This window comes from Providencia vermicola (assembly GCF_020381325.1).
Lineage (GTDB): Bacteria > Pseudomonadota > Gammaproteobacteria > Enterobacterales > Enterobacteriaceae > Providencia > Providencia vermicola.
In genome coordinates this window covers 308511-329842 of sequence record NZ_JAGSPI010000003.1, presented here as the reverse complement: position 1 = coordinate 329842, position 21332 = coordinate 308511, and the positions used below count along the sequence as shown (strand labels likewise).

At 40.8% G+C, this 21332-nt stretch carries 17 protein-coding genes; 10 read left to right on the top strand and 7 right to left on the bottom strand.

Annotated features, from left to right (window positions below):
• Positions 1–8 precede the first annotated feature (8 nt).
• A complete protein-coding gene (gene nuoM / locus KDJ85_RS06240) occupies positions 9–1529 on the top strand; it encodes an NADH-quinone oxidoreductase subunit M (protein ID WP_225818912.1) in 1521 nt (506 codons plus the stop codon).
• A gap of 6 nt (positions 1530–1535) precedes the next feature.
• Entirely contained in the window at positions 1536–2996 is a 1461-nt protein-coding gene (gene nuoN / locus KDJ85_RS06235; RefSeq protein WP_225818911.1) for an NADH-quinone oxidoreductase subunit NuoN, read from the top strand.
• A 54-nt stretch (positions 2997–3050) separates the two neighbouring features.
• On the opposite strand, the gene KDJ85_RS06230 is transcribed toward nuoN, so the two are convergent.
• Positions 3051–4061, bottom strand: coding sequence for an alpha-xenorhabdolysin family binary toxin subunit B (locus tag KDJ85_RS06230; RefSeq protein WP_225818910.1), 1011 nt, complete (start codon positions 4059–4061; stop codon positions 3051–3053).
• 11 nt (positions 4062–4072) lie between these two features.
• Positions 4073–5281 carry an alpha-xenorhabdolysin family binary toxin subunit A gene (locus tag KDJ85_RS06225; protein ID WP_225818909.1) on the bottom strand — a complete coding sequence of 403 codons (1209 nt, stop codon included), beginning with the start codon at positions 5279–5281 and terminating at the stop codon, positions 4073–4075.
• A 740-nt stretch (positions 5282–6021) separates the two neighbouring features.
• On the opposite strand from KDJ85_RS06225, the gene KDJ85_RS06220 reads away from it, so the two are divergent.
• The 6 genes from KDJ85_RS06220 to menE all read left to right on the top strand — a co-directional run bounded on the left by KDJ85_RS06220 (position 6022) and on the right by menE (position 13157).
• Positions 6022–7347 carry an isochorismate synthase gene (locus KDJ85_RS06220; protein ID WP_225818908.1) on the top strand — a complete coding sequence of 442 codons (1326 nt, stop codon included), beginning with the start codon at positions 6022–6024 and terminating at the stop codon, positions 7345–7347.
• A 128-nt stretch (positions 7348–7475) separates the two neighbouring features.
• Positions 7476–9149, top strand: coding sequence for a 2-succinyl-5-enolpyruvyl-6-hydroxy-3-cyclohexene-1-carboxylic-acid synthase (gene menD, locus KDJ85_RS06215; RefSeq protein WP_225818907.1), 1674 nt, complete (start codon positions 7476–7478; stop codon positions 9147–9149).
• Positions 9149–9913, top strand: a complete 765-nt coding sequence (gene menH, locus KDJ85_RS06210) for a 2-succinyl-6-hydroxy-2,4-cyclohexadiene-1-carboxylate synthase (protein ID WP_225818906.1) — start codon at positions 9149–9151, stop codon at positions 9911–9913. The genes menD and menH overlap by 1 nt, the downstream gene beginning before the upstream one ends.
• Positions 9914–9925: 12 nt before the next feature.
• Positions 9926–10783, top strand: coding sequence for a 1,4-dihydroxy-2-naphthoyl-CoA synthase (gene menB, locus KDJ85_RS06205; protein ID WP_206082336.1), 858 nt, complete (start codon positions 9926–9928; stop codon positions 10781–10783).
• Positions 10783–11754 carry an o-succinylbenzoate synthase gene (gene menC / locus KDJ85_RS06200; RefSeq protein ID WP_225818905.1) on the top strand — a complete coding sequence of 324 codons (972 nt, stop codon included), beginning with the start codon at positions 10783–10785 and terminating at the stop codon, positions 11752–11754. The genes menB and menC overlap by 1 nt, the downstream gene beginning before the upstream one ends.
• On the top strand, positions 11742–13157 hold the full coding sequence (gene menE, locus KDJ85_RS06195; RefSeq protein WP_225818904.1) for an o-succinylbenzoate--CoA ligase: 1416 nt from the start codon (positions 11742–11744) through the stop codon (positions 13155–13157). Before menC ends, menE begins: the two co-directional genes overlap by 13 nt.
• 67 nt (positions 13158–13224) lie before the next feature.
• Here the strand turns inward: menE and KDJ85_RS06190 are convergent, their stop codons facing one another.
• On the bottom strand, positions 13225–14667 hold the full coding sequence (locus KDJ85_RS06190) for a catalase (RefSeq protein ID WP_225818983.1): 1443 nt from the start codon (positions 14665–14667) through the stop codon (positions 13225–13227).
• A gap of 327 nt (positions 14668–14994) precedes the next feature.
• Between KDJ85_RS06190 and KDJ85_RS06185 the strand changes: the two genes are divergently transcribed.
• On the top strand, positions 14995–15537 hold the full coding sequence (locus KDJ85_RS06185) for a YfaZ family outer membrane protein (RefSeq protein WP_225818903.1): 543 nt from the start codon (positions 14995–14997) through the stop codon (positions 15535–15537).
• A 151-nt stretch (positions 15538–15688) separates the two neighbouring features.
• Here the strand turns inward: KDJ85_RS06185 and KDJ85_RS06180 are convergent, their stop codons facing one another.
• On the bottom strand, positions 15689–16603 hold the full coding sequence (locus KDJ85_RS06180) for an Rpn family recombination-promoting nuclease/putative transposase (RefSeq protein WP_225818902.1): 915 nt from the start codon (positions 16601–16603) through the stop codon (positions 15689–15691).
• Between the two features lie 273 nt (positions 16604–16876).
• Positions 16877–18025 (bottom strand): tyrosine transporter TyrP, encoded by a 1149-nt coding sequence (gene tyrP, locus KDJ85_RS06175; protein ID WP_263974614.1) that lies wholly within the window; start codon positions 18023–18025, stop codon positions 16877–16879.
• Positions 18026–18506: 481 nt separating this feature from the next.
• Here tyrP and KDJ85_RS06170 point away from each other — a divergent pair, with 481 nt between their 5' ends.
• On the top strand, positions 18507–19847 hold the full coding sequence (locus tag KDJ85_RS06170) for an anaerobic C4-dicarboxylate transporter (RefSeq protein ID WP_206082329.1): 1341 nt from the start codon (positions 18507–18509) through the stop codon (positions 19845–19847).
• Between the two features lie 75 nt (positions 19848–19922).
• Here KDJ85_RS06170 and yfaE read toward each other — a convergent pair whose 3' ends face one another.
• A complete protein-coding gene (gene yfaE, locus KDJ85_RS06165; protein WP_206082328.1) occupies positions 19923–20186 on the bottom strand; it encodes a class I ribonucleotide reductase maintenance protein YfaE in 264 nt (87 codons plus the stop codon).
• 2 nt (positions 20187–20188) lie between these two features.
• Positions 20189–21325: a class Ia ribonucleoside-diphosphate reductase subunit beta gene (gene nrdB / locus KDJ85_RS06160; protein WP_225818901.1), complete on the bottom strand. Its 1137-nt coding sequence runs from the start codon at positions 21323–21325 to the stop codon at positions 20189–20191.
• Positions 21326–21332: the final 7 nt, after the last annotated feature.

Sequence of the window (21332 nt, the reverse complement as noted above, 5' to 3'; positions counted from 1 at the left end):
ATTGCGCCATGCTACTACCCTGGCTAATACTTATTCCCTTCATCGGTGGCCTGCTAAGTTGGCAGGCTGACCGGTTCAGTCACCGCGCTCCACGTTGGATTGCGCTGGCAACGATGGGATTAACACTTATTCTTTCCGTGCAATTGTGGTTACAAGGGAGCTACTCTCTGGCTAACCCACAAGGCGTTCCACTATGGCAATCCGAGTTTTTCATGCCGTGGATCCCTGCACTGGGAATCAACATTCACTTAGCGATTGACGGTTTATCACTGTTGATGGTCGTTCTGACGGCTATCATGGGTGCGTTCTCGATTTTGAGCTCATGGAGTGAAAACCAAAAGAATCAAGGTGCGTATCACTTTAACCTCCTGTGGATTATCACTGGGGTGATGGGGATTTTCACAGCGGTTGACTTGTTCTTATTCTTCTTCTTCTGGGAGATGATGCTGATCCCAATGTACTTCCTGATTGCAAATTGGGGACATAAAGGCTCAGAAAACAGACAACACGTTAACGCCGCGACTAAGTTCTTTATTTATACGCAGGCAAGTGGTTTGATTATGTTAGTGTCCATCATTGGATTGGCACTGGCACACTTCAACTCAACGGGTACCTTAACATTTGATTACGACCAGTTATTAGGCACTCAAATGTCTAGTAGCGTCGCATTCATGTTGATGTTAGGTTTCTTCATTGCCTTCGCTGTTAAAATGCCTCTGGTACCATTCCATGGTTGGATGGCAGATACCCAAGAGCAATCCCCAACCGCAGGTTCGGTAGATATCTCGGGTATCATGCTAAAAACCGCGGCTTATGGTCTGTTACGTTTTACTTTGCCTCTGTTCCCTGAAGCGTCTATCCAGTTCACACCAGTGGCGATGACTCTGGGTGTGGTCAGTATCTTCTATGGTGCATGGTTAGCGTTCAAACAAACCGACATTAAACGTCTGGCGGCATACAGTAGCTTATCCCATATGGGGTTTGTGACTGTGGCGATTTATGCAAGTTCAGTGTTAGCGTACCAAGGTGCTGTAATCCAAATGATCACCAACGGTCTGTCAGGTGCAGCGCTGATTATCATCAGTGGCCAACTGTATGAGCGTACGCAAACGCGTGATATGCGCATGATGGGTGGATTGTGGAAACGCATTAAATGGTTACCAGGAATGTCCCTGTTCTTTGCTGCGGCAACGCTAGGAATGCCAGGTACAGGTAACTTCATTGGCGAATTCATGATCCTATTCGGTAGCTTCAGCCAATTCACATTAGTGACCTGCATTATGGTATTTGGTGTGGTGTTTGCCTCTATCTACTCACTGTGGATGATGCAGCAGACTTACTACGGCACACCAAAATCAGAAAAAGAAATGAAAGGGTTAACGGCGCGTGAATTCGGTGTGCTACTGGCTCTGGCTGCTTTACTGGTTATTATCGGTTTCTATCCACAACCAATTTTAGATACATCAGTTGGTTCAATGGAAACATTACATAACCTGTATTCTGCTTCACTAACAACATTAGGGCTGTAATTCGCCATGACAATAACTCCTCAAGAACTGATCGCAATACTACCACTGATGATCGTCGGGTTGACGGCGGTGGTTGTGATGCTGTCCATTGCGTGGCGACGCGATCACCTGACTAGTGCCGCGCTGACAGTATCGGGTTTTATCATTGCGTTGCTTTCACTCATTTGGGTAGCCGACGGCTACCTAATGGATGTGACTTCGCTTATCCGTGTTGATGGCTTTGCGCTGTTCTATAGTGCGCTTGTCCTGATTGCAGGTATCGGTACCAGTATCTTTGCTTACCACTGGCTAGAAGGCTTTGGTGATAACAGAGATGAATTCCATCTGTTAGTCGCAATTGCCGTCGCAGGTGGTGTGCTGCTATCCATGTCAAATCATATGGCATCAATGTTTATCGGTATCGAGCTGATTTCATTACCGCTGTTTGGTTTAGTGGCGTATACCTTCGAACGTAGCCGTACCTTAGAAGCTGGGATCAAATACATGCTGTTATCTGCAGCAGCGTCTTCGTTCCTGTTATTTGGTATTGCATTACTGTATGCAGAATCAGGTAGCTTAAGCTTCGCTTCGGTGGGGCAAAGCCTGTCTGACAACCAAATCCACGCGCCATTAGTGATGATTGGCTTTGGTATGTTGATTGTTGGTTTTGGTTTCAAACTATCTTTGTTCCCATTCCAACTATGGACACCGGATGTTTATCAGGGCGCACCAGCACCAGTTTCTGCATTCTTAGCAACGGGCAGTAAAATAGCTATTTTTGCGGTATTAGTGCGTATCTTTATGGAAGCGCCAATTACCAGTAGCAACACACTGGCAATTGTTATTTCAGTGATTGCAATTGCGTCTATTCTGTTTGGTAACTTACTGGCTATCACACAAAAAAGCGCAAAACGTTTACTGGGTTACTCCTCTATCTCCCATATGGGTTATCTGTTAGTGGCACTGGTTGCCCTGCGTATCGACCCTGTTGCTTCACAAGTGACGATTGCAATTTATTTAGTCGGTTACTTGTTTGCAAGTTTGGGCTCATTTGGTGTGATCAGTATCGTTTCTAGCCCTTACCGTGGTGATGACCAAGACGATTTCAGCGCGTTTCGTGGGTTGTTCTGGCATAAGCCTGTGCTTGCAACTGTGATGACAGTCGCACTGTTATCCTTAGCGGGTATCCCAATTACATTAGGGTTTATCGGTAAATTCTATGTGATTGTTTCAGCGGTAAATGCGGAACTTTGGTGGTTAACGGGGGCTGTTGTGGTAGGTAGTGCGATTGGTTTGTACTATTACCTGCGCTTTATGGCAAGCTTGTACAGCCGTGATGCAGAACATGCTGAGCGTTATACTGGCCCTGAAAAAGCAACTCTGGGTACGGTTTTTGCAGCTATCTGTGCAATTGCAGCCATTGTCTTCGGTGTTTGGCCACAACCGCTTATTGATATTTCGGCATTAGCTGTAGCAATCGTTGGTTAATGAATACAGTTTAAGTAATATGAAGCCGGTTACTGCAAAGTAACCGGTTTTTTTTTAATCGGGTAGTTGGCGTTGGTATTGATATTCCACATCATTCAAATAAGTCATCAACATTTGGCTTGCCGTATTGATTTGTACTAAGTTAAGGGGTTGCTCTGATATCTTTTCACTTATATATTGACACCATGACTCCCAATAGTTTTTGAGTAATCCAACTTGGTGGATAATGGTTTGTTTATGCAGATCGATGGCAGTAATTTCATTGGAGAGAGACATCAGTTGTGTGAGTCTAAAAATATTTGTGTCAATAGTATTAAGCTCTTCTTTGTGCTCAATAATTTGGTCACTTAAGTATAATCGGACATCAACTAATTTAGTAAACTCAAGGCCATCATCTACCATTGTTAGCAGGTTTCTAATATAACTAATTGCTGATTTTAAAATATCTTTTTTATTTGGTGGAATGTTGAGAGAGTCAATTATTTCTTTTCCTTTAAAATACTTATCAAAAAAATCAGTTAGCTTTGCTCGCAAAACAATATCTTCAGCAGCTGTAATAATAGAATAATTCTTGTGTAAATCATTTATTTTAGCTTGCATACTGTGCTTGGATGTCAAAAGAAGTTCTTTTTGGCTAGTGTATTGGGATAATTTTAACTTATTAGGTTCGTTAAGGTGAAAGATCAGTAGTGATTCATTTGTGTAGCGTATTTTTGAAATAAGTTTTTCTAACTCTAACTTTGCATCCATTAAATCATCAATAAAACTGGCGGTTAGAAATTGTTTTTTTATATCTGAATAGCTATCTTCGCTGGTTGTTGAGCTTTTGGGGATATTTAATTCATTATCTATTATATAATTAAGTTTGATGCGTAATATTGGAATCGAATTTCGGATCAACTCATTGATACGCTCTGTTTTGATTGCGATTTTTTGAATTCTTCCGTAAACAATATAATCATAATTCATGATATTTTTATTAAAAGAAACAATGTTATTTGAAATACATCTTAACTGATAAATATCAATAGGGGGTAACATTGGTAAATCAAGATTGTCATGCATATTAATGCCTTTTATTGAGATGATGTGTCATTTTTTTGTAGCTCATCAAATAATGTAATTAAATGAACTGAGTAATCTTGAATTGAACTCCAAGACATAATAATTTTCTTGAACTGAGCAATGAATCTAATAAGTTTGTCTGCATTATTTATTCGCTGGAAAATATCAATTGATTGTTTTATTTCAGTTAAAATAACTAGCCACATATAGTCAAGGTGGTCAATAGCTAATCGAGCATCTTTAAATAGTCCCTCAATTTTATGTAAGTTAAGTTGGATATCGAAAATCGTTTTTTGGATTAATTTTTCATTGTTTATCTTGGTGTTTATTTCGGCAATTTCTTTTAATAGTTCGTTCTTTCTGACTCTTATTGCATCTGCTTTAGGCCCAAAAATACTACTGGTAATAACCAGACCAATAATTCCTCCAGCTAACCCAGTAAAGCATAATTTGATAAAATGAGAGTACTCTTGTTCTAACTTCACAATATCTTGCTTTTTAAATTCAATCATTTCTTTTAGAAATGATTCGGTGCTATCTCGATTGGTCGGTTCGAGTTGCTGATAAATACCTTTTATATTAAATAGAAGTGATTCAACATGTTCAAAATTTGAGAGGTACCCACCTGTAATGTAGGCTCTAAAATCTGATACTGTATTTTTAATTTTGATTGTCTTTATTGATTGCTGTTTAATGTCATTTTTAATTATATTTAAAATACTAACAAGCTCAGTGGCAATTTGTTGGTCATCATTTTGATAGATTATTTTATCTAAGTCATTTGTGGTTAAATCATCTAAACTATCGGATATTTTCTGCAAAATAGGCATGTGGTTAATATATTCAATTATCTGATTTCCTGTTTGCATAATATTGCGACTTGTCAGTGATAAATTAACAGATTGCTCTTTAACTTGTTGTTCTACGTTATCCCAACTGTTTGCATGATTTCTAATATCAATAATTGCACTTGTTAAATCATTATGGTTAATTGGCAGTTCTGTTGAATCATTGATACCAAACCATTTCAAAATATCTGTCTCTCGTAAAGGAAGAGAAAGTGCGAAACGAACATGTTGATGAATATTGACTAAATCATCTAAGGTAAATATACCTGCGGAACGCGCGGAAAGCGTATCTTGATTAGTTAACAATGCTAATGTTGCATTTCCTATATTTTCTTTTTCAATAATTCGGTCATAACTTTCTTGAATATGCATTGTGAATTCCAGCTTTATTAAGTTAATGAGTAATGAATTTGTAACTTGATTCATTGTAGGAGACGTATGTACAGTAGGTATCTGAATTAGTTCTATTCAATGGAAATTAATCATTGGTAAAGCATAAGGTGAGCGCTTTATATTGAATAACCTACTAGAAAGTGATGACGGGGGTTGATACTAAAAAATGAAAATCATCGCTAAAAAATAACTCAATGTGTGTATCACAATAGTAAAAATTCGTATTTATAAAATTAGCTTAATTAATAAGAAGATTAATTTTTTATAAAATTAAGTTTATATGGAATGAGGGGAGGGAGAAAGTATCGTACTTTCCGTGTTCAATTGATATTAAAGATATGTTTCATAATGAAATGTGATAAATAGAAGCGAGTATATTTTATACATAATTAATGTCTGCGACCCATTCAATCCATGATAGCGATGATGTAAAACAGTTGATTGGCCAATAAACCGGTAATGTAACCGCAAGAACAGTGATAAAGTCACAAAATATCAATTAATTAAATGAATATGTCATTATATAATTGCTAGAATAATCTATACTAGATACAAGAAGAGCATAGAATCCCAGCTTTAGCTGGTCTTTGTGAATAAGTTAAGGCAGTGATTGTGGGAGACTCGTCATAGAGACAATAATTAATCAATGTATTAATGCATTACATTGCGCTATATAATAATTGGTGTAAATCTATGTGCTGTGGCAGTAGGGATCTAAAGTGATAAATAAAAAAATTGATAATGTAATAGCTGAAATTCTGGAACACTTGTCTACATTGGCACTGGGAAACAAAGAATACGTACGACTTGTTTGGCGACTTGATGAGCAAACTACTTTTCCTGGTTTAGCGTGGTTATCTTCGCAAGCTTGTTACCCGCAATTTTATTGGTATCAACGTACAGGTGCAGAGGAATGCAGTGCGTTGGGACGTGTTAAATCCTTTTGCTCTATTGAGGATGCCGAACATTTTTTATCCCAAAATCCACAGATACCTGATGTGCGTTTGTGGGGCTTAAATGGTTGGAATGCAGTGGGGGATGGCCTCACCGATGAAGAAAAACAGCAAGCAACATATTGTTTTCTCCCGCGTTTAGAGATTCATCGGCTGCGTTCAACAATTAATGTGAACTTGAATATTGATGGAAAAGATGACATTCAGGCTGCCATTTTGTTTCTTTCGCAACTGACAGCGACACCAGATGTCCCACTAACGCTTTCTGCGTCGATTACTGAGCAAAAACATATTCCTTGCCATGATGAATGGTGCCGTTTATTAAATTGCGCCATTAGCGATATGAAAGCAGGTAAGATGGAAAAAGTAGTTATGGCGCGGGAGACCCAACTTACGCTATCAAATGCGATTTCAGTCGCAGAGCTTTTATCTGCCAGTCAACAAGTTAACCACCATTGCTACCATTTCATGATGGCGTTTGACAAGTATTCAGGCTTTATTTCTTCGACGCCAGAACGTTTATATCTGAGGCAGGGGACACAGCTTAATTCAGAGGCGCTGGCTGGTACAGTGGCGAATGACCCTGATGATAACATTGCGGCGGAACATGCAAAATGGTTAATGGAAGACAAGAAAAATCAACACGAGAACTTAGTTGTCGTGGATGATATTTGCCAACAATTACAAGGGGCTGTTACGGGGGTTGATGTTTCATCGGCGAAAGTGATCCGCTTGAGAAAAATCCAACATTTATATCGTTCTATCGTGGCAACGTTGATTGCGCCTTCAGACTGCGATTGTTTGCAACGACTTCAGCCAACAGCCGCTGTATGTGGCTTACCACGACAGGCAGCAAGGCAATTTCTTGCAAAGAATGAACCTTTTTCTCGTGGCTGGTATGCGGGAACAGGTGGATTTATTAGCTTAAATAAAAGCGAGTTCGCCGTTTCTTTGCGCTGTGCGCAAATTAATGGTTCGCAAGTTTCATTATACTCAGGCGCTGGCATAGTGAGAGATTCAGACCCTGAACAAGAGTGGGAAGAAATTGAAAATAAAGCAGCGGGTTTAAAATCGTTGTTTGGTAATGGCTAAAAACCTTATAATAAAAAAGGTTATTTCCTTTTTATTTTCAATTAGTTCATCAAAAATTGTTCTGAGATCAAGAAACTTTTTTCTATCAGTCTAAACTGATTGATAATTAATAATTTGCTGAGCATATTATGTCGAATTCTGCATTTAATATCCGTTGGGCTGAAGTGATCATTGAAGCACTTAGCCGTCATGGTATGAAACACATTTGTATCGCGCCAGGTTCCCGTTCGACGCCTTTAACGTTAGCGGCAAGTAACAATCCAAAATTACATTGCCATACGCATTTTGATGAGCGTGGCTTAGGTCATCTTGCGCTCGGACTGGCTAAGGCAAGCGGTGAACCTGTTGGCGTGATAGTGACGTCAGGTACTGCGGTGGCTAATTTGTATCCTTCATTGATAGAAGCTGGATTAACGGGTGAAAACGTTATTTTTTTGACAGCTGATCGTCCTCCTGAACTGATTGATTGTGGTGCAAACCAAGCTATTCGCCAAACCCATATATTTGCTTCGCATCCGACTCAGTCATTAATGCTGCCTCGTCCAACAAGAGATATTTCCGCTAAATGGCTGGTGACTGCCGTTGATAATGGCATGAACCAACTGCATCATGGTGCTTTTCATATTAACTGCCCATTTGCTGAACCTCTCTATGGCGAAAATGAGGGGGAGTACGAATGGCAGCAAACATTAGGTGATTGGTGGAACTCAAACCACCCATGGTTAAGTGAGCCGTTAACACATACGGTTGCACTCGTGGCGGATTGGTACTTTTGGCGTCAGAAAAAGGGTGTGGTCATCGCAGGGCGAATGAGTGCTACTGAAGGCGAACTAGTTGCCCTGTGGGCTCAAGAGTTAGGCTGGCCAGTTCTTGGTGATGTGTTATCTCAAACGGGGCAGCCCTATCCTTGCAGTGATTTGTGGTTACAAAACCCGAGCGCTCAAGCTATATTGCAGGGTGCTGAATTAGTGGTGCAGTTTGGCTCAAGTATTACAGGTAAACGTTTGTTGCAATGGCAAGCCAATTGCCAACCAAAAGAATACTGGATTGTGGACTCAATACCAGAACGTTTAGACCCTGCGAATCACAGAGGGCGTAAGTTGACTTGTTCGATTAAGGGCTGGCTTGATAACCATCCCGCTCAGCCGCGCAGCTTATGGTGTGAAGCATTATTGAGCCTTGCTGAGAAAACCCAAAATTGTGTCGAAAAACAACTTTCAGGTCAATTTTCTGAAGCTGCAGTTGCACATCAACTCCCAGAATTACTTCCTCCGCGTGGACAATTATTTGTAGGTAATAGCTTAATCGTACGCTTGATTGATTCATTCGCACAACTACCTGTTAGTTACCCCGTTTATAGTAATCGAGGAGCTAGTGGTATCGATGGACTAATTTCTACATTGGCAGGTGTTCAGCGTGCAACGGCGAGACCGACTTTAGGTATTGTGGGTGATCTGTCAGCTTTATATGACTTAAATAGCCTTGCGTTATTACGGGAACCTTCAGCGCCAACCATTTTGGTTATTGTCAATAACAATGGCGGCCAAATATTCTCCATGCTGCCAACCCCAGCTGACGCGAGACAAAATTATTACTGTATGCCGCAGAATGTCAGCTTTGAACCTGCAGCAAAAATGTTTGGCTTGCAGTATTGTGCCCCGACAGATTGGGAGAGCTTAAAGAATACTGTCCAGCAATTTTGGCATAATCAGTATGGCACATTGGTTGTGGAGTTGGTTGTGGACAGTGATGAGGGTGCTCGAACGTTACAGCAGCTACTCAGCGTCGTCTCGGAGCTATAATGCTAACTGCTACACAGTACAATCCAGAAAAATCAGGACCTTGGCTCATTTGGCTCCATGGGTTGCTGGGGAGTGCAGATGATTGGCTTCCTGTGATTGGACAGTTTAATGATTATCGATCGCTAGCCATTAATTTGCCTGGACACGGTGGCTCACAAAAAGAGACATGCCAAGGTTTCGAGCACTTCGATGAGCAATTAAATAGGCTTCTGCAATATCATCAGGTTGATGAATATTACTTGATAGGTTATTCATTGGGAGCTCGCCTTGCCATGCATTTTGCCTGCTTTTACCAGCCAAAAGGCTTATTAGGGCTGGTTATAGAGGGCGGAAATGTTGGGTTGGATGACATGCAGGCGAGACACGACCGTGAAAAGAATGATAAAGCATGGGCACAACGTTTTCGTACAGAGCCCATAAAAAAAGTACTAAATGATTGGTACCAACAAACTGTTTTTGCGGATTTATCACCAGAGCAAAGAAATAAACTGATTGAATTGCGTCAAGGAAACAATCCGCATGGTATTGCGGACATGCTTGAGAGCACATCGTTATCTCAGCAGCCGTTTTTAGTGCCAAATTTGCACCAATTATCTTACCCGTACCACTATTTTTGTGGAGAGCGAGATCAAAAGTTTCGAAGCGTTTCGCAACAATACACATTGCCATTAACGCTGATTGAAAATGCAGGGCATAATGCTCATCGGGAAAATCCTACGGGTTATGCAACTGCACTTCACCATTTTTTATCACACTGTGGTTAAAGGAATTTGAGAATGATTTATCCAAGCGAAGAAAAACTGTACGCACCTATTGAATGGCAAGATTGTTCCGAAGGGTTTGACGATATTCTGTATCATAAATCCCCTGAAGGGATCGCGAAAATTACGATTAATCGCCCGCAAGTGCGCAATGCGTTTCGTCCTCAAACGGTTAAAGAGATGATCCAAGCCTTATCTGACGCACGTTATGATGACCACATTGGTACTATTATTTTAACGGGTGAAGGCGAAAAAGCTTTTTGCGCTGGCGGTGACCAAAAAATTCGTGGAGATTACGGTGGATACCGTGATGAAAGTGGTACTCATCACTTAAACGTTTTGGATTTTCAACGCCAAATTCGCACCTGTCCAAAACCTGTCGTTGCAATGGTTGCTGGTTTTGCCATCGGTGGCGGTCATGTTTTACATATGATGTGTGATTTAACGATTGCTGCGGATAACGCGATTTTTGGTCAGACAGGGCCAAAAGTGGGTTCTTTTGATGGCGGCTGGGGCGCATCTTACATGGCGCGTATTGTAGGGCAGAAGAAAGCGCGTGAAATCTGGTTCTTATGCCGTCAATATGATGCAAAAGAAGCATTAGATATGGGGCTGGTTAACACCGTCGTTCCTTACGCAGAATTAGAAAAAGAAACCGTTCGCTGGTGCCGTGAAATGTTAGAAAATAGCCCAATGGCACTGCGTTGCTTGAAAGCAGCACTAAATGCGGATTGTGATGGCCAAGCAGGTCTGCAAGAATTGGCGGGTAATGCGACGATGTTGTTCTACATGACGGATGAAGGCCAAGAAGGTCGTAATGCTTTTAACGAAAAACGTGCGCCTGACTTCTCTAAATATAAGCGTAACCCGTAATGCGTAAAGCCAAGATTTATTCATTCAGCCTGCCCATGGAGGCAGGTGTTATCCTTCGTTATCAACGCCTCAAAACACGTGATGGGCTTTTGGTGTGCTTGCAAGATGGAGATAACGAAGGTTGGGGGGAAATTTCACCTCTACCTGAATTCAGTCAAGAAACTTTGGAAGAAGCGACTGCTGAAACCATTGTTCGCCTGAATGAATGGGTGAAAGACGGCAAAATTTCTGATAGTCCACTTCCTTCCGTGGCATTTGGGTGTAGTTGTGCAGTGGCTGAGCTAATTGGCGAGTTACCCAAAGACGCAGATTATCGCAAAGCACCCCTGTGTAGTGGTGATCCTGATGACTTAATTTTAAGCCTTGATGCGATGGAAGGCGAAAAAGTTGCGAAAGTCAAAGTGGGCTTATATGAGGCCGTGCGTGATGGCATGGTAGCAAATTTATTGCTAGAAGCGGTGCCGGAACTCAAACTACGCCTTGATGCAAATCGCAGTTGGACACGAACGAAAGCGGACGGGTTTGCTAAATATGTTAATCCTGACTATCGCGACCGTATCGCATTCTTAGAAGAGCCGTGTAAAACGCGTGAAGAGTCTCTGCAATTTGCTGCTGATACGGGCATTAATATTGCTTGGGATGAAAGTGTGCGAGAAGAGGGGTTCAAGGTGGAGGCTCAAGCGGGTGTTGCAGCGATTGTGATTAAACCAACACTTACGGGTAGCTTAGCCTATTGCCGTTCTTTAGTTGAAGATGCTCACCGCCTTGGCTTACAAGCAGTGATTAGCTCGTCCATTGAAAGCAGTTTTGGCTTAACTCAGCTAGCTCGCGTTGCGCATTGGTTAACACCCAATACTATTCCAGGCCTAGATACGGTTTCTTTAATTCAATCACAGTTAATTCGTCCTTGGCCGCAGTGCGATATTCCATTACAGCAGTTAGAAGACTTAACCATTGTATGGCAGAGTTAACGCAGTTTAGAGATTGGCCTTGGCAGCATTGGGCCAATCTTCAACCCAATTCAATTGCTTTACATTCAGATTGTGAGAGCCTAACCTGGGATGCACTTAATCAACAGGTTAAGGACCTCATTACCTATTTTTCAATGCAAGGTGTGGCGAAAGGTCATTGTGTGGCGCTTCGGGGTAAAAACTCGGTTGAGTTATTACTTAGCCAGCTGGCACTGATTGCCTGTGGTGCGCGTGTTCTACTTCTTAACCCTAAGATACCTGAACGGACGCTGAGGGAATTGTTGCCCCATCTTGATATCAGTTTTGTGATTGATTTTACTGATGATATTGAGACACTTTCTAATTACCGAAATCTTGACTATCAACTGTATTACCACTTTATTGGTGATGATGAGTTCCAGTCAGTTAATTTTCAGACTCATGCGACACAACCAGCCACACTAATATTAACCTCTGGATCAACTGGCTTACCTAAAGCGGCGGTTCATAGCGTTGAGGCACATCTCAGTAGCGCAGATGGCGTTGTTAATGCGATGGACTACCAACAGGGTGATTGTTGGTTACTTTCCTTACCACTTTTTCATGTTTCTGGGCAAGGGGTTGTTTGGCGTTGGCTACTTAAAGGGGGAACGCTCGCATTAAAAAATACGCCATTAATAGATGCTTTACAAGGAGTGACACACGCTTCATTAGTACCAACACAATTATGGCGTTTACTTAATGATGAATTTGACAGCCAACTTTCCCTTAAAGAAGTGTTGTTGGGGGGAGCCTCTATTCCTGTTGCATTAACAGATTTAGCTGAAAGTCGAGGTATCGCATGTTGGAGCGGTTATGGTATGACCGAAATGGCCTCGACAGTGTGTGCTAAGCGAGCAGATGGCAAACACGGTGTAGGCCTACCGTTAAAGGGCAAAAAAATTCGTATTGTTGCTGATGAAATTCAAGTTCAGTCGGCGAGTCAGGCTCTAGGCTATTGGTTTGACGGTAAAATTAAGCCTTTAAATTGTATTGATGGCTGGTTTAAAACGAATGATAAAGGTGCGTTTATCGATGGTGAGTATCAAATATTAGGGCGTCTCGATAACTTATTTATTAGCGGTGGGGAATGTGTCCAACCTGAAGATATCGAAGCGGTAATTAATTCACATCTTAATGTGTCACAGAGTTTTATCATCCCAATTGATGATGTGGAGTTTGGTCAACGTTCTGTTGCAGTGGTGGAATGCAATTCAGATTTTTCGCTCACTGAATTATCTATTTGGCTAAAAGACAAACTAGCTCCTTATCAATACCCGAAACGTTTTTATCAGTTAGATGAAACGTTAAAAGAGGGGGGGATTAAGGTGTCTCGCCAGCAAGTGAAAAATTGGGTTTTAGCTCAAGAACAATCGATTGAATAAAAATATTACAGGTAAGTGAAGCGATTATGTTGATACGACGGGTAGATCACCCGTCGTGGTATGTTTTTTATTTTTTTAATGCATTTAACGCTTTCTCAACCCCTGCACCATATTCTGGGTGAACTTGTTTGAATAGCGCAATTTGGCGCACTTGCGTGGCTTCTGTGGCATCAATTAGCTCGCCTGCAATACGTTTAAACATGCGTTGATGTTCTGCATCATCTAATAATTCATATAATGCACGTGGTTGGCTGAAATAGTCTTGGTCTTCACGATGATCCCAGTGGTCAGCGGCACCTTCAAGAGATAATGGTGGTTCACTAAAATCAGGTTGTTCTTGGAATAAACCCGCTTCGTTTGGCTCATAGGTAACATGATTTCCGCTATTACCATCAACACGCATTGCACCATCACGGTGATAATTGTGGAATGGGCAACGTGGTGCATTCACTGGAATTTGGTGATGGTTAACACCAAGACGGTAGCGATGAGCATCACCGTAAGAAAATAGACGGCCTTGAAGCATTCTGTCTGGTGAGAAACTAATACCAGGCACTACGTTAGCAGGGCTAAATGCAGCTTGCTCAACATCAGCAAAGTAATTATCTGGATTACGGTTTAGTTCAAAATATCCTACATCAATTAATGGATAGTCTTTGTGTGGCCAAACCTTAGTCAGGTCAAATGGGTTATAAGGAACCTTTGAAGCTTCTTTTTCAGGCATGATTTGTACTTGCAAATTCCAGCGAGGGAAATCCCCTTTTTCAATCGATTCAAATAAATCACGCTGTGAACTTTCTCTATCTTTCCCCACAAGTTGCTCAGCTTGTTCATCGGAAAGGTTTTCGATGCCTTGCTGGCAGCGGAAGTGGAATTTCACCCAGAAACGTTCATTATTGGCATTGATAAAGCTGTAAGTGTGGCTACCAAAACCGTGCATATGGCGATAACTTTGTGGGATACCACGGTCACTCGCATCGATCGTTAATTGGTGTAAAGATTCTGGTAATTGGGAGAAAAATGCCCATTTATGTTCCATTGTTCGTAAGTTGGAGCGAGGATCGCGTTTTACGACGTGGTTTAAATCAGGGAATTTTAATGGGTCACGAAAGTAGAATACAGGTGTGTTGTTACCCACCATGTCCCAGTTACCTTCTTCAGTGTAAAATTTGAGTGCAAAACCACGAATATCACGCTCTGCATCAGCAGCACCACGCTCACCAGCTACTGTTGAAAAACGGGCAAACATTTCTGTTTTTTTACCTACTTCAGAGAAAATTTTTGCACGAGTATAAGGTGTAATATCGTGGGTGACGGTAAATGTACCAAATGCACCAGATCCTTTGGCGTGCATACGTCTTTCAGGGATCACTTCGCGGTCAAAATGGGCTAATTTTTCTAAGAACCAGACATCTTGTAACAACATTGGGCCGCGTTTACCTGCGGTCATGACATTATTATTATTGGCGACGGGGGCGCCAGAGGCAGTTGTAAGGCCTTTTTTCTTCATCACAATACTCCTGATTTTGAATTTAATGACTACATAAACCTAACTAAAAAGTTATTATTTTGTAATAAAACAAAAATACCACTACAATAAACTTGTAATTCAGTATAGTAATTATTGATATGATTATCTAATTAATATAACCAATTACTGTGATTGAATGTGAGATAAGCGGGATATTTAAGATACAGATTTAAAATTTAAATCTGACTTAGGTGCGATGAAATTATCTTTTGGCTGAATAGGTTGCGTAAATCTGAGTAATTAAGGCTGAGAAACGTGTGTAAATCGCGTAATATCCGTAGGTAATAACTTAAAGAGGATAAAATAATGCGCAAAGTAGTGTTATTAGTGGCGGCGATGTCCCCATTTCTTATGAATTCTGCTCAAGCTGTTTCTGTGAGTGCACAAGCTGGCAAACACTATACTGAATTATCAGCGGGTTTAGGCAATCAAAATGCAGGCCTCGCGTTTAATGGTTCTTGGGCACGTAGTGATCATGATGGTCAAATGGGCAGTTTAGGCGCTACATTTGGTCTACCTATTGGGCCTTTTTCTGCTTATGTTGGCGGTAAAGGTTTATATTTATCCCCTGATAATAACAGCAGTGGTGCAGCATTAGCTGTGGGCGGTGGTTTAAACTGGCAGGCTCTGCCTTCACTGAATATTTATGGTGAAGCATATGGTGCACCAGAGTCACTAACTTCAGGTAGCAAGTCTTATGTTGAAGCAAAAGCGGGCGCACGTTATACGGTATTTAAACCGTTATCTATTGATGCGGGCTATCGTGTAATTGAAATGAAAGGTTCACACAACAAGTCGAATGAAAAAATTGCAGATGGTCTTTATTTAGGGGCTGGTCTTTCATTCTAGCGTTGCAACCTAGTTTTTATTGCCCTTAGTTGCTTGTGTAATTTGCATCTAGGGGCATAGGTCTTGATTTTGCTGCAATTAAATACTTTTAAATAAAACTATTATCTTTTTGTTTATGACTTTTTAGATATTCATGTTGATTTTCATTACGTTATTGTAATGAGGCCAAAACTTCATGACTTAGCCCTGTAGTTTTCATGATAATTTCAAGGCTAACTCCATTTTTAAGCAACTGGATTGCCATGGCGATCTTTGTTTCAGCGATACCTTCTTCTCTTCCTTGTTGTATACCTTCTTGGCGGCCTTTGTTCTGTAGGCGTTGTGCAATATTCATGATCGTTTCCTTATGTTGTTCCGTTTGTTCCTCTAAAGTTTGAACGATTTCTTCAAAGTTAGTTGAGTCTAACGCAATAAACAGATAGTTGAGGATGGTAACCACATCGTTATCGCTATTATAGTGCCTATTGAGCGCTTGCGCCAAGAGTGGAAGAACCTGCTGAAACTCATCACGTAAATATTTATGCTTCATGGCTAATTCCATCACAGCAACTTTTCGGTGGTTGACTAATTCATTGTCATCGATGACGGTGATATCCACTAAAGGAAAAGGTTGTGTATATAGCTGGTTCGCAATCTCAGCAAAGGGAAAACAATCAGTCCATAATAAAGAATGTGGATAGGGTGAGCGATCACCATGATAAAAAAGTACGGGCACAACAAGGGGTAATACTGTATTTCCTTGTTGCATATGCTGATTCATCGCTAAAAAAGCGTAATGTATTAAGCGCCACGCCATGAGTTTATCAGGTGTCGATTGGTGCTCAACCAATAAGTAAAGGTACCCTTGTCCGTGTATAGTTTGAACTGAATACAAAACATCGGATAAGCGAGAGCGCAGCTGCTTATCAATAAAAGATGAATTAGTCAGTGCTAATGAATTAAAATCACATAGTGATTTTATATGTTCGGGTAAATGAATTTCAAAAAAGTCGCGAGCACTATCAATATTTGTCATGAATCCCTTAAACGCTGCATCATGAGCGGCAGAAACGTTTTTTCCTTTCATACAACCAGTTCCCTTATTAACCTCGGGTTAACAATAAATCAAGGTGGCCAGGTTGTCTTTTCAGTATTATTTGCGGTATATGACGTAATTAAAGAAATAAATTTCAATAATAAACATTTAATGAGAACTGAAATATTAAATGCCAATATTCGAGGCGTTGTGATTGATATGATCTATAAAAGGGAGGAGGGAGGTTATTAGGAATAGGGTACGACAAATAAAAGAAAAGCCACAATTTGAAGTTATCCAAATTGCGGCTTAATTACCAATTTATTAGCCGACGTTAGGTAGAAAACCCGCAACAATCGAGAACTGGATAGCAATAACAGTAATACCACAGAGTAATACTATCGCTAAAATAGGCATACCACCTTTGACTTGGTATTCACCTTTATCTTCCACCTTGCGAACACGTATAGTGAGCAGAGCGGGGATGATTAAAGCAAGGACAGATAATGCCACCGCTGCGTATGTTAAGGCTTGCACGAAGCTACTAAAGAACAGTGCCGCAAGCAATGGTGGAGCGAAAGTTAATAAGCCCGTTTGGGTACGACCAAATAAGCTATTACTGCGTTTAAATAAGTCAGCAAGGTAGTCAAATAATCCTAAAGCAACACCTAAGAAAGAAGTCGCAAGTGCTAAGTCCATAAATAGGCTAACAGCAATATTGACACGTGGTGTTGCTACCACATCACGAATAGCTGTTAGCAAGCCATTTAAACCAGACTCTTGTGCTAAAATACCTAAAAATGTTGTTGAGGGGATTGACCCAAGTGTTGCTACCTGCCAAAGGATATATGCAACCAATGGAATTGCGCTACCTGTAATGAAAATCATACGCAGTTTACGCACATCACCATTCATATAGTTAACTAAGCTAGGAACGCTACCGTGGAAGCCAAATGAGGTGAATATAACGGGAACAGCGGCGAGAATTAAACCTTTTTCAATAGGCATAGTGCTTAAGTTCACCGCTTCAGCATGCGGCATCATAACAACTAACATGATGATTAAGAAAATTGTTTTTGCGGTAAATAAAATTCGGTTAATAAAATCAACTGAATGAGTACCAATACAGACAACAGCTCCACCAATAATAGTGAAGGCGATAATGGCCGCTTCAGTACTGATGGTAATCCCCCACCAAGAAGAAAGACTGTCAGAAATTAATACGCCAGCCCCACCAATATAAGCGGTTGTTAGCGCATACATCAGTAGCAACATGCTTAAACCCGTGACGATTTGACCTGCTGGACCAAGGTATTTTTTTGCTACAGTACCTAACCCCATATTCGCAGGGTTATGTTGGTAGACCTCGACTAATAATAATGAGGTATAGCTCATTAACATCCATAACCCAACAAGCAAACAGACGATGCCTGTAAAACCGACGCCTGCAGCGGCAAGTGGCATTGCCAACATCCCTGCGCCTATTGTTGTTCCTGCAACGATTAACACACTGCCAAGAGTACGATTCTTCACAAGTTCCTCTAATTGAATCTGAATAATTAATAAGTGATGCAGATTATGCGATTGTGCGTATTGTGTCAAATGTAAATTACAGCTAGTGTAAATTTATTTTTACACCCATCAGGGGCAAAATAATAGTAAATAACTGACTAATATCAAGGTGAGTTAGCTAAAGGGAAAATGATGAATAAAGATACCTAAAGGTAAATTAATTTTGGATTATATGTTAAGGAATGGTGGTTAATTTATTGATTTTTCAGAATTATTGTTTTAACTGGCCAGTATCGCAGTTACTTAAGATAAATAGTGTGATTCGGTCAAAATAAACACAACAAAAATAAAACTATATTGGTTTTAAAATTATCATAAATCAAATTAATGCTTGAAAATCATCTCAATAATAGGAGGTAAATACATATAAAAGGATGGAACTATGGACTTTATGATTCAACTCGCCATTATCCTTGTTTGCTTGTTTTATGGGGCAAAAAAGGGGGGAATGGCATTAGGGCTTCTTGGTGGGGTAGGTCTTGTTATCTTAGTATTTGGTTTTGGATTACCACCAGGAAAACCACCTGTTGATGTTATGCTTGTGATTATTGCTGTTGTTGCCGCATCAGCTACGTTACAAGCATCAGGTGGTTTGGATGTTATGCTACAAATTGCAGAACGATTACTACGGAAAAATCCAAAATACATCTCTATTGTGGCACCTTTCGTGACTTGCATCTTAACCATTTTGTGTGGTACAGGGCATGTTGTGTACACTATTTTACCTATCATCTACGATGCTGCGATTAAAAACAATATTCGTCCTGAAAGGCCAATGGCGGCAAGTAGTATAGGTGCGCAAATGGGGATCATTGCCAGCCCTGTTTCTGTTGCCGTTGTGTCCTTAGTTGCAATGCTTAATGGTGTGACCATTAACGGTAAGTCTCTTGAATTCCTTGATTTATTAGCAATTACTATTCCTTCAACCTTAATTGGTATCTTAGCCATCGGTATTTTTAGTTGGTTCAGAGGGAAAGATCTCGATAAAGACCCGGTATTCCAAGAATTTATTTCTGTCCCTGAAAACCATGACTACGTGTATGGCGGTAGTGTGACATTGCTGGACAAAAAATTGCCAAAAATCAACTGGGTCGCGATGTGGATTTTCTTAGCATCAATTGTGGTTGTAGCATTACTCGGCGCATTTTCTGAGTTAAGGCCATTAGTCAATGGCAAGCCTTTATCGATGGTTTTAGTTATTCAGATGTTTATGTTGCTGGCAGGGGCGCTCATCATCATTATCTGTAAAACCAATCCAGGGCAAATTTCGAAAAATGAAGTATTCCGCTCAGGGATGATTGCGATTGTGGCGGTGTATGGTATTGCTTGGATGGCAGAGACCATGTTTGGCGCCCATATGGATGAAATTAAAAGTACACTGGGGTCTTTAGTGAAGGACTTCCCATGGGCGTATGCGGTCATCTTATTACTGGTATCTAAGTTTGTTAATTCTCAAGCAGCGGCATTGGCAGCGGTTGTGCCTATTGCGTTAGGTATTGGTGTTGACCCCGCGTATATTATTGCATCAGCACCTGCGTGTTATGGTTACTATATTTTACCAACTTACCCAAGCGACCTTGCGGCGATCCAATTCGACCGTTCAGGAACGACGCGTATCGGTAAATTCGTCATCAACCATAGCTTTATCTTACCAGGGTTAATTGGGGTAGGTGTATCCTGTGTGTTTGGTTGGGTATTTGCAGCGCTTTATGGCTATTTATAATAGCGAGTGTGAATTAATAAAGAACAAATAGACTAAAAGCGATTGCATAGAAGAATTGTGCAATCGCTGATAATGTTAACCAATCTCGATATCAGAAAGCGGATGGCAACAACAAGGTAAAATTTCACCTTCTTGTACAAAGGCTAGCGGTTTACGTTTGTAGCCTACTTTTCCCCGCAATAATGTGACACGGCAAGAGCCACAGTAACCTTCACGGCATTGGTATTCAACAGGTACCCGGCTATCTTCTAGCGCTTCCAATAAGCAAGAATGAACTTCTGTATGGTAGGGGACTTGAACACCCTGCGTGAGTCGCAGGGTGATTTTGTGGCTAGCCATAATTACAGTTCGAAGTCACTCAGGTCATCAGTATTGACTTCAGAGTCAATTTGACCAACTAAGTAAGAACTCACTTCAACTTCTTGTGGTGCCACTTGAACGTTATCTGACACCAGCCATGCATTGATCCATGGTATTGGGTTAGAACGTGCTTCAAAAGGTAGCTTCAGACCAACAGCTTGCATACGGATATTGGTGATGTACTCAACATATTGGCACAGAATATCTTTATTCAGACCAATCATTGAACCTTCACTGAACAGGTAATCGGCCCACTCTTTTTCCTGCTCTGCTGCCTGCACAAACAAGTCATAGCATTCTTGCTCGCACTCTGCTGCAATTTCTGCCATTTCAGGGTCATCTTGGCCTGAACGTAACAAGTTCAACATATGTTGGGTACCTGTTAAGTGCAGCGCTTCATCACGTGCAATCAGTTTGATGATTTTTGCATTACCTTCCATTAGCTCACGTTCTGCGAACGCAAATGAACAGGCAAAGCTCACATAAAAGCGGATAGCTTCCAGTGCGTTAACACTCATTAAGCATAGGTATAATTGCTTTTTCAGCGCACGCAATGAAACGGTGATTTGTTTCCCGTTGCAATTATGCGTGCCTTCACCAAACATATGATAGTAGTTGGTCATTTCGATGAGGTCATCGTAAAAACCTGAAATATCTTTCGCACGTTTTAAAATTTCTTCATTTTCAACGATATCGTCAAAAATAATCGCTGGGTCATTCACAATATTACGAATAATATGCGTGTATGAACGTGAATGAATAGTTTCAGAGAACGCCCATGTTTCTACCCATGTTTCCAGCTCAGGAATTGAAATCAGCGGCAGTAATGCCACATTAGGGCTACGACCCTGAATAGAGTCAAGCAGCGTTTGGTATTTCAAATTACTGATAAAAATGTGTTTTTCGTGATCTGGCAGCGCGTTGTAGTCAATACGGTCGCGTGATACATCCACTTCTTCAGGACGCCAGAAAAACGATAACTGTTTTTCAATCAGCTTTTCGAAAATCGGGTATTTTTGCTGATCATAGCGTGCCACGTTAACAGGTTGGCCGAAAAACATCGGCTCCTGCATTTGGTCATTTTTTTTCTGTGAAAATGTTGTATATGTATGTGACATAACAATT